This window comes from Mucilaginibacter sp. P4_E8 (genome assembly GCF_056401495.1).
The window spans coordinates 99,310-110,010 of sequence record NZ_JBFUJG010000012.1 but is presented as its reverse complement, the minus strand read 5'-3'; the positions used below and the strand labels follow the sequence as shown (position 1 = coordinate 110,010).

Here is a 10,701-nt window from a genome sequence, read left to right as displayed (position 1 = left end):
ACCCTGCAATGCACGATAATTTGCAGAAACCAGGTAATTTGTTGTGCTGTTTCCACCTTTTACAGTCAGGTTATGAACTTGTGTAAACGGTGTCCGGGTTGCTTCCTTTAACCAGTCGGTGTTGCTTCCGGCATCCCATGAGGCAAGTCTTGTTCCGGCTTTAATCTGATCGCGGTAATCTTGCGCGGTAAGCATATCCAGCTTTTTTGAAATAACCTGGGTAGTGGTGTAGCCACTGTAATCAACACTGTTGGTATTTGTTCCTTTTGCCCTTTTGGTGGTTATAATAATCACACCATTAGAGCCCCTAACCCCATAAATAGCCGCCGATGAACCATCTTTTAATACATCTATTGATTCTATATCTTCGGGAGCTACCGTTTTAAGATCGCCGGGGACCCCATCAATGATTACCAAAGGGTTAGAATTAGCACCAAATAAAGTGGTGTTACCCCGTAATAAAATCTGTGTACCATCGGTTGGGTTACCGCTTGGAGCTGCAACCGTTAAACCGGCAACTTTGCCCTGCAATAACTGCCCGGCATCCAATACAGGTCCTTTAACAAAGTTTTCGGCCTTTACTGTAGCAACTGAACTGGTTACATCCGCTCTTCTTTGACTCCCATAGCCAATTACAACAACTTCATTTAACGAGTTAGGCGATGCTTTAAGCAGTATATTAATGATACTACGGCCGTTAAGTACAACTTCCTGCTGTATATAACCAATAAAAGAAAACACCAGCGCAGCATTATCATCAGGAACACTTAAGGAGTACTTACCATCTGTATCTGTTTGTGTACCTAAACTGGTGCCTTTAATTTTAACGCTTACCCCGGGCATGGGCTTATCGTTTTCATCAGTTACCCTGCCGGTTATAGTTTTGGCATTTAATTCTGTTGCATTGACCTCTGCAGGTATAATCTGTTCCTTAGCAACAGGTAAACCGGTTGTGTTATCCTCTTTATTGACCTTACTTAACACAATACGGTCGCTAATRATCTCAAAGGTAATACCCCTTGACTGTAAAAGTTCAGTAAGTATTTCCTTTAACTTTTCCTGCTTTGCATCAATAGATATTCCCTGTTCCTTTTCAACAAGGCTTTTGCGGTAAACAAATTTTAAATTTGTTTCTTTCTCCAATTGTTTCAAAACTGTATTCAAGCTCGAGTTATGGATATTAAAATCAAGCCGCCGGTCCAATACAGCCTGTCCTTTGCTTGAAGTAGCATAGGACATTCCTGTAAAAATGAGCGCTATTACGAGCTGACTAAAAGTGACTTTCATAATTTTAAACCAGTCAAAATGGTTTTGTAAATAAATCTTCATACATTTAAGTGTTTCGTTTGATAAAAATTGAGACATAGAACTGCCCGGATCACCTGTATAAGGCGTCGCATTCCGGGTATAAAAGATTTAGGAGTGTCTCCAGCACTCCTATTCTTTTTTCAAGAAAATTTAAGGGGTTAAGTACTAATTCGTTTTTTCATATTTTTAATTATTAGGGGTTAATTGGTTATTTATATAATTGGTTATTGATGACTTTCAAGTACAAATTCGCTTCCATGTACACTGTAGCTTACATCCAAAGTTTTTTTCAGTATCTCCATGATAGCAGGCAGGTTTTCATTAGTAAAATCGGCCTTCAAATAATCTGAGTTGATCTTTTCATCACTGGAACTTATATGAACATGGAAGCTTTTATTTAGTACAGCAAATACCTCTTTTACCGGTGTGTTATTAAAAGACAAACTCATCTTTTTCCACATGTCTATAGATACGTCCTTCACTTCATTATTTTTTTGCAAATGGTCAAGTTGCTTATCATAAACAGCTCCCTGGTTGGGCAACAACATTACCCCCGCGTTTAAATCATTGGTTTGGCCTGCGGTATTTAATACCTTATTTTTTTCCTTTTGGCCGGCAACGCTTACAGAAACTTTTCCGGTAACCACATCAACTTTTGTGGTCTTATCCTCCGTATAAGACCGGATGCGAAAGCTTGTCCCCCATACCTTTGTTATAATGTTTCCGGTATAAATTGAAAAGGGTCGTTTATGATCTTTTGTTACTTCAAAAAAAGCCTCGCCTTTTAAGGTTACTTCCCGCTTTTGCTTATCAAATACTTTTAAATAAGTTAATGTTGATTTTGGGCTTATCCACACCATACTGCTATCAGAAAGTATTATTTTCCGGATGGTATTCGAGGTATTGGTGACCATTACTTTTTCATTATTTTCTGGCACCGGGTTTTGGGAAGGCCCCTTATATTTTACTAGAAACAGGATTAATAATACCGCGGCACTGCTGGTTACCCAATATATAACCGACCTGAACCGCGTTGACCATAGCTTACGAAGTTGAAAAATATTGTCATTTTCAGCATCTTTAATATGGCTCCCGATGCTGTTCCACATTAATATTTTGAAAGCTTCCCTTTCATCTTCAGACAAACTGGAAACATCGTCCTGATCCAATTCAAATGATTCATACCAGGAACGTATCTCGGCCTTTTCCCGTTCATTACAGTTGCCGGCAAAATATTTCTCCAACAGATCGGCAGGTAGTTTCTTTTTCATTAAGTGCTTGTTAAAGACAAGATTTAATTAGGGTTTATAATAAGATGTAACCTGAGCAGGCCCTATCCCCTACTTTATCCGGAATAATTTTTAAAAAAAAAACAAAGTTGTTCTTAAAACCTGATAAAACAGGATTACTCTTAAACACCTACCAAAGGAAGAAAAAAAGAAAGAAGACGTTAATATTAACCCGTAAATAGCGAAGCGCTTTAGTAAGATGATTTTCTACGGTTTTTTCGGATATCCCTAAAAGCCGGGCTATCTCCTTATTAGTTTTATATTGATTGCGGCTTAGTTCAAAAACAAACCGACATTTGGAAGGTAATTGATTTACCTCTATATCAACCCTTTCTTTTAACTCCTTGTACCTGAAATTTTCCTCAGTAGAGTTATCAAAACGATCATTCACCAGCAGCAATAATTCATTGTAAGTGTTTCTTACGGCCTCAGCTCTTTTATAATTTAATACTAAATATCTTATTGATGTAAACAAGTATCCCTGAAGAGAAGACTGTATTTTAACCTGAGTTCTGTTGATCCAAAAGCTTGTAAAAAAATCCTGGACGATTTCTTTAGCGGGCTCTCTTTCTTTAAGTCGTTTATAAGCAGCCGCATATAAATCTAACCAATACCGATTATAAATTTCTTCAAAAGCTGTAATATCTCCCTGTCCGAAAAGTTCGACTAACTCGTTATCCGGAAGATCACATAACTTCTTCATTTTTATTGCTTTGTGCGTTTGCAAAACAGGAACAATAGCTTCATTCTGTTAGTATAATTACGAACAGTTAATTTGTAAACTTATTTAACACAGCTTTATTTGATGAGTGTCTTTAATTTCAGTGAATTGTGCATTTTCACATTTCATCTATCATCAATACTGCATTAGCATATAAGCGTGTCATGAACACTACTTAGGTTATAATTAGAGGCAAGCTAAGCAATATTTTTTATTTACAAGTTAAAAAAGGAAAAATAATTGTATATAGAACACTAATAATTAAATTTTAACTTTAACGTTAACAAGTGAAATACAAAGTCCTGTTATTTTAACCGATTAAACAGCAATAATTATTATTTATTAAACTTAAAAGTTTAATAAATAAGGCACTTTATTACCTTATAAATAAGTGTTAATAAAACGATTATTTGCAAGATACGGTATACGACCCACCGCACCATAATCACGGAACAAATAAGAATACCAGGTCCCATTTGGCGCTTCGACCAATCCTCCTTGCGCCACACCTAAATCCTGGAGGCCAATTCGTCCTTCATACGGACCGGTGAATATTCACAATAAATATAAAAACATATTGAATAACAAATGTTTATCCAAAAAAATGAACAAAGCGAGTATCTAACTCGTTAGCAATCACTTCTTGCGAAACAAGTGATTAAATCTTCGTACATCACATTTAACTTTTAGGTGGTTAGTTGTATCACACCGCTCACAAATCTATCGTAGCCGATACTAGTAATGGATATATAAACGCTCTAATTATTAAGGATGATACTGTCGGCATGCTACACGAACTCATAACCGCCGGTCACAAGTCGGAATCAACTAAACATATAATTCCAAATAGCGGTTGAACGGTTCGATAAATTTCCGCCACCATATATAAAAAGCTTGTTTCAGGCCGTTAAACGCATTAAAACTTGCAAATCATCCAAAAATCGGTTCGATATTTGTATCGTCAGGAGTACTTAAACAAATCGACACAAAGCCTGATATGAAAATATCGGGCTTTGTTGTTTTAATTATGGCGGTTCGACGCCGGCGCTGAGTAATTCTTTTAATGATACCACATTAGTAATTCAAGATAGAATTTTACAATGCCAAATTGAATTCTAATAAGATCAACTCGGAGCGAGGAGATTCTTCTTAAGAGTTAATCTCAAGCTTATATCCCTTGCCGCGTATAACAACAATGTTGATATTGGGATCAAATTCCAATTTTTTTCTAAGTTTTGATATGAACATATCCAGACTGCGGCCCACAATAACACCTTCGTCTTCCCATATCTCTTTTTGCAGCCGGCTTCTCTCTATGGTCTCGTTAGGAGATGCCGCGAAAATATGCAGTACACGCGTTTCAGTTCCGGTTAAGTCTATCGTCTTTCCATTTATTATCAGCTTCCGATTCTTTGCATCGAACAACGCCGAGCCCAAAGTGAACATACTAGTATACTGACCGTCCGGTAGCGCTCTCCGCGGCTTAACCGATCTCAAAAAAACAAACCCAATAAATGCTAAAAATGGCAGGCTGCCCAGAAGATATCCATTCTTTGCTGTATTTATGCCCTTCGGTTTGAATTTAACGTTGATCATGTAACATGCTCTGGGTTGCACTCTTCCTTTACAAGCTACAATATCATCTTTTTTATTTTTGGATATAGCGTATCCATAAGCTACACTGGAGTTGCCACAGTTCAAAACGTTAACAACATAGTCATGTGCGAGGGGGTCTTTGGCCAACAAACGCCGGGTAGTATTTACCAGGGAATCCGGTTGAAAAGTTAGCTCATGCTCAAACCTGATCTGGTATTCATTTTCTGCGATCTTTTTCACCGGAAGTACCCTTGATTTACTGTCGCCCGACTGTGTGAGTAGTTCATCTCCTATCCTCCGGAGTAAAACTTCCCTTCTGGCGATAATAAAGTCGTCACTGCCGGTCATACTGAAAACCGCGCAGATTACAGAGATAAACGAGAGTAATATTAATCCGAACAGGTATTTGCGTTTCCCGTAGAGGAGACTTCGGCTAAGATGCATAGTGTCAAGTTTTTATTTACAAAGTTTACATTTTTATTTACAATCCAAATTCTCCGCGATGAAATATCTCAAAGTAATTTCGCTGAATCAAATTTGAAAGGATATGAAAAATAAAAGAAACGTTGTATACAGCCTGATTATTTGATTTTAAAACTAAAGGAGGGCAGAAATAATGTGTATTGCCCGACTTGCTACTTTCCGCTAATTACTAATCAATATATTTTACTTTAAATTTAAAAAAAATGAAAAGATTATTTGTATTTGTTCCGGCTATCCTCCTGGTATTATTTCTACTAAATTCTTTTGTACTAAAAGAAAAGGAAGCAGGGGAGAAAACAACAGGGACTAAATCAGGGCTTGTAAACATCGTTTTCAAATCTACTGATGGCGGACAAACATGGCAGGACATTAGCGAAGGACTGCCTGAAAATTTGCAGAGAGAAGGTGTGTGGAGTCATAGTTTATTTGCAAATGACCGTGGGCTCTATTTACTTGCCGGCAATGGGGTTTATCACAGTGAACCAAATTCCACAACTTCTTTTTGGACAAAAGAGATTTTCCCTGGTAAACAGCGTGAGATTGCCCCTGGCAAGAATGGGATACTTGCATATAATTTCAGGGGGCAATTTTTACAAAAAATAAACGGAACGAGTGATTGGTCGCCCATGTACACAAATTTTCAAGAGCAAGCCGTACGCATAGACAAAACGATAGATTGGATGTACAAGAATTATAAAGAGAGAGAAGTACGCTCCGTTTTTGAAACTGCCGGAGGCACAGTTTTCATTGGCTCCAATAACTGCCTTTTTAGATCCACTAACAGTGGAAAAACCTGGAAACAAATGCATGTTGGAGACGGTTCAATGAAATTGGTAGAGTCAAACGGTGTACTTCTGTCTACCAGCAAAGATGGAATATTAAGATCGACCGATAATGGTCAAAACTGGGATGGTGTGATTAGTGAAGGGGGCGTTGGCATCGCTGTGGAACGTATCGATAGAGGATTTGCTGCTATAGTTTATAACACAATAACCCAAACAAACAGCATACACATTTCACTGGATAGCGGAAAAACCTGGAATGCCATAGGTGAAGAACTTCAGCCTTCCTGGAGTAGCTTATTAATGAAAAAAATAGGCTTAGTTAAATCTTCATCGGATATTTTATCAATTAAACAAATGGGCAAATATTTAATATGTGGCCGCTCAGATGGTATATTCCGGTCATCTGACATGGGCAAAACATGGAAACAACTGTTACTTCCTTCTGTAGAAAATTATGGCTTCAATTTATCTGTTTCGGGCAACGTAATTTATGTCATACCAAATAAAGGATGTTGAAAAACTCCAAACTCAGAAATAATGTGTATTGCTGATTTAAATTCTTAAGTAATTAAATAAATTATGAAATACAAAATCTTTAAACGGCCTTCAAATAATTGAAGGCCGTTTTTATAATCCCTTTCTTTTTTAAAGACGTAAATGACATGGAGTTTTTTGTTCCTCCTTATATATTACACTCACTTTAAAAGGGTTCTTGTTTTCATACTTGTTTTTCACGATTAGTTGCCATCTTTCTTAAAAACTTACACTTTAGAGCATTTTTTAACCGCCTATACATTTTCAAATCAGTTTCACCCGAAATAGAATGAACCGATTCAGGTTCGCTGGCAAGCGGGACATGTTCTACACCCTGTAATGCATCAGCAAGTTCTTTGGTAATGGGTCCGAATCCATCAGGCCCCTACATGGTGAAAGATCGGAACGTTCAAGGCCTTAAGCGTTAGCAGGTTCATCAGCAGGCCGGGTTAGTGATCGATCAGGATTACTAAGGAGCTGTCAGCTGTTCGTTTGGTGCTTTCGGACAGCCTGCAACAAAATAAATTTGAATCCAGGTTATTATTCAACAACACAATTCATTGATCTAATGCGCAGGGAACAGCATAGTCAAGCATTCCAGAATGTCCAGCTCCAGTCATATCTCATTCCATTATTGGGTTCAGGTTTGGGAACGATCAATGCTTTTGGGTCCCCTTTGGCTTGAGTACAGCCTCCGCATACATCAAAGGCCCATTCAAAAAACGGCGACTGATACCGCTGCAGTTTTATAAAATTTTTATTTCAAGTAAGTGTAACAAATTCGTTGAGGCTGTTGTCATATGTTTATAGTACTATGTATTACATGGTATTATGCAAGTTGCAACATTCATTGGAAGGGCTCAAAAAAATATTGTCAAACATTTACCTATCACATCATGAAATTAAAGTTTTTACTCATCATCCTGTGTTCACTCGCTAGAATCGCGGCATTCGGACAGGCCGGGCAGGCATTATTTGCAGTAAACGGCGTTGCCACCGATTCGCTATCGAAACAACCGGTCGGCTATGTAACCGTAAACCTGCGCAATCAAGCAAAGCAATTGGTGCGCACAGCTGTGACTAAAACAGACGGGACATTCAGGTTTGAAAAGCTGCCATCAGGAAAATACCTCCTCTCGATGATAAGTGTCGGTTTTAACCCAAAAACACTCCCTGTTGATCTGGCAGAAAATACGAAACCTTCCACCAATCTGGGCAGCATTGCCATCAGCGAACAAACTACACAGCTTAAAACGGTGGTTATTACAGCCGATCGGCCCATCATTAAACAGGAGGTTGATAAACTCACCTACGACTTAAAATCCGACCCCGACAGCAAAAGCAACAGTGTGCTGGAGATGATGCGAAAAGTGCCTTTGTTGAGCGTAGATGGCGACGACAATATCCTTCTGAAGGGGAATAGCAGCTACCGGATATTTGTTAACGGCAAGCCATCGAGTATGATGGAGCGTGACCCCAAAAATATCCTCAAAAGCATGCCTGCGTCAACCGTTCAAAGCATCGAGGTAATTACCAACCCTTCGTCCAAGTATGATGCCGAGGGAATGGCGGGTATCATCAATATTGTAACCAATAAAAAAGTGAATAACGGGTATAATGGTACGCTAAACGTTAGCCAGGTATTTCCGGTAGGCGGCCCAAGGTTGGGCGGGTCGTTTTCGTCTAAACAGGGCAAGCTGGAGCTATCGGGCTATTTTGGCGCGAATATTTCCAATTCGCCAGAAGTGATCAGTTCCATTACAAGACTTACTACCGGGAGCAACTCTACCAGCCTCAACCAGCATAACTCGGCAGAATGGGATGGCAAAAATGGCTATACGGAAGTTGGGATCAGCTACGAAATAGACAGCCTTGACCTTATCTCGGGGCAATTCAATGTTAACGGAAATAACCAGGACGGCATCAATACGCAAAGTTCCGTTTTGAACGAAGCAGGCAACATGGTTCAGCAGTACGACCTGTACAATAACAATACGGCAGGCGGCAGGGGCCTGAATGTGGCTTTAAATTACCAGCGGGGTTTTAAAAGCAGCAAGCAAAGGCTGCTCACCTTTTCGTACCAGTATTATACATTCAACAACAGGCAGCATGCGGCGCTGACGGCGTCAAACCGCGTGAACTATACGACGCCCGATTACCTGCAGAACAACGAAGGCGAATCTTCTGAGCAGACTTTCCAGGTAGATTATGTACACCCCGTAAACAAGTTGACTATTGAAATGGGGGCGAAAGCAATTATGCGCGATAACAACAGTGATTTTCAGTACCTCGGATATAATGCGGCAACAGGCAGTTTTGAGGCCGACCCGTCGCGAAGCAATAAGTTTGATAATAGCCAAAATGTATTGGGCGCATATAACAGCTATAGCTACACCCTGCAAAACTGGAGCTTTAAAGCAGGCGCGAGGATAGAGGAGACACTGATCGATGCCGACTTTATTTCTACCGCATCGCAGCTKAACAAAAACTTCTTTAATATCGTACCTTCAGTAAGTATCAATAAACGGTTTAAAAACTCCAGTACAGTAAACCTCGGGTTTTCACAAAGGATACAGCGCCCGGGTATATACCAGCTAAACCCCTTTGTAGATCGCTCGAACCCAAATTTCGAATCGTCGGGGAACCCTAACCTCAGGCCCGCGGTATCCAATAATATCCAGTTAGGTTATAGCAGAACCCAAAAGGCTTCGTTGAACCTGATGCTTGGCTATAATTATTTTAATGACCTGATCATGCCTGTTGTCGTTTTCGATCCGGCCACGAATATTACCCGCAACAGTTTTGATAACACCGGTAAGGCCCGCCTGTTTACCTTCAACGGCAATATCAATTACCCCATTACCAAAAAATGGAGCTCATCGTTCAACGGAAGAATTGCGCATGGCCGTGTGCAGGGTATTGTGAATGGTCAGCTGGTAAAAAATCAGGGCTTTATGTATGGTGCATCGGTCAACAGCGGTTATAATTTTGAGACGGGCTGGCGCGTTAGCACCAACGTGTTTCTGAATGGCCCTAACCTTTCCATCCAGGGTACTTCAAACCCTTATGCCAGTGTATCGTTCACGGTTAATAAAGATGTGGTGAAGGATAAACTTTCGTTCTCGGCCACGGTCAATAACCCTTTCACTAAATATAGGAATAACATCAGGAATTCATTTGGACCCGATTTTACCCAAACAAATATTAACCGTGCCTACTTCAGAGGCTTTACCGCCAGCCTGAATTACCGCTTCGGCAAGCTGAAAGAAGCGGTGAAGAAAAGCAAGAGGGGTATCAGTAATGACGATGTTCAGGGAGCGCCTTCGGGGAACTAAAAGCATTTCTAACGTGCAGCCAGTTGATTGGTTTGTTCCTTTTCGTAAGTGGTCTTCTCAGCAAAAAATGTTTATAATCTTCGCATAAGAAATCGTCCGAATCATGAAACCGAATATGATTACCCGCAAAAGCGACACATTATTAGCCTACTCTACTTTATTTACGCTATGAAGTTTGAGCGAGTTGTTATTTAAATAATCAGGTAATGTATATACAAGATCGCCGGCCGGTATCAAGTTCAGAATCAATTGTGATTCCTGCTTTATAAGCTGATCTCCGACTTTCAATTCTGCATTAAAGGTAAACTTCCGTTTCCTAATCATACTTTTTCATTGGCGGCACGGAGTGCGTTATGAACATACCAGGCAAATTCGTCATCTTCGGAGGCGCTCAGCATCCTTTCACTAAGGTTATGCTGCCAGTTCGCAAGTGCCTCGTCTGCCGTACAACCAAAGCCGAAGACTCCTTTCTGCGGATCAGGGCCTAACAGGCAACAGTAGGCATCCCCTTTCCGGAAAACAACCGGCCTCAATTCCCGCATTTCCATGGACAGGTTATCCGCATCAAAATTTACCTCAACCTTCTTATCCTCATCAATTTCCATCTGTTTCATAACGAAATTTTAAGGTTATAAAAGGATAACAGCGCA

7 protein-coding genes are annotated in these 10,701 nt (G+C 39.9%); 2 read left to right on the top strand and 5 right to left on the bottom strand.

Translation table 11 applies throughout. The features are described 5' to 3' along the window. The 4 genes from AC1DRQ_RS07925 to AC1DRQ_RS07910 all read right to left on the bottom strand — a co-directional run. Positions 1 to 1,329: DUF4974 domain-containing protein (locus AC1DRQ_RS07925; protein WP_477423445.1), on the bottom strand; the 1,329-nt coding region annotated here is incomplete at its 3' end. A gap of 203 nt (positions 1,330 to 1,532) precedes the next feature. Further along, complete coding sequence (locus tag AC1DRQ_RS07920; RefSeq protein ID WP_477423444.1) at positions 1,533 to 2,579, bottom strand: FecR family protein; 1,047 nt, start codon at positions 2,577 to 2,579, stop codon at positions 1,533 to 1,535. 148 nt (positions 2,580 to 2,727) lie between these two features. Then, entirely contained in the window at positions 2,728 to 3,300 is a 573-nt protein-coding gene (locus tag AC1DRQ_RS07915; RefSeq protein ID WP_477423443.1) for an RNA polymerase sigma-70 factor, read from the bottom strand. 1,167 nt (positions 3,301 to 4,467) lie between these two features. After that, positions 4,468 to 5,358 (bottom strand): winged helix-turn-helix domain-containing protein, encoded by an 891-nt coding sequence (locus AC1DRQ_RS07910; protein WP_477423441.1) that lies wholly within the window; start codon positions 5,356 to 5,358, stop codon positions 4,468 to 4,470. 242 nt (positions 5,359 to 5,600) lie between these two features. Between AC1DRQ_RS07910 and AC1DRQ_RS07905 the strand changes: the two genes are divergently transcribed. Both AC1DRQ_RS07905 and AC1DRQ_RS07900 read left to right on the top strand, forming a co-directional pair. After that, on the top strand, positions 5,601 to 6,698 hold the full coding sequence (locus tag AC1DRQ_RS07905) for a WD40/YVTN/BNR-like repeat-containing protein (RefSeq protein ID WP_429393520.1): 1,098 nt from the start codon (positions 5,601 to 5,603) through the stop codon (positions 6,696 to 6,698). Between the two features lie 914 nt (positions 6,699 to 7,612). Continuing rightward, positions 7,613 to 10,051, top strand: a complete 2,439-nt coding sequence (locus AC1DRQ_RS07900) for a TonB-dependent receptor domain-containing protein (protein ID WP_477423438.1) — start codon at positions 7,613 to 7,615, stop codon at positions 10,049 to 10,051. Between the two features lie 320 nt (positions 10,052 to 10,371). On the opposite strand, the gene AC1DRQ_RS07895 is transcribed toward AC1DRQ_RS07900, so the two are convergent. Beyond that, entirely contained in the window at positions 10,372 to 10,665 is a 294-nt protein-coding gene (locus tag AC1DRQ_RS07895; RefSeq protein ID WP_477423436.1) for a hypothetical protein, read from the bottom strand. Positions 10,666 to 10,701 lie beyond the last annotated feature (36 nt).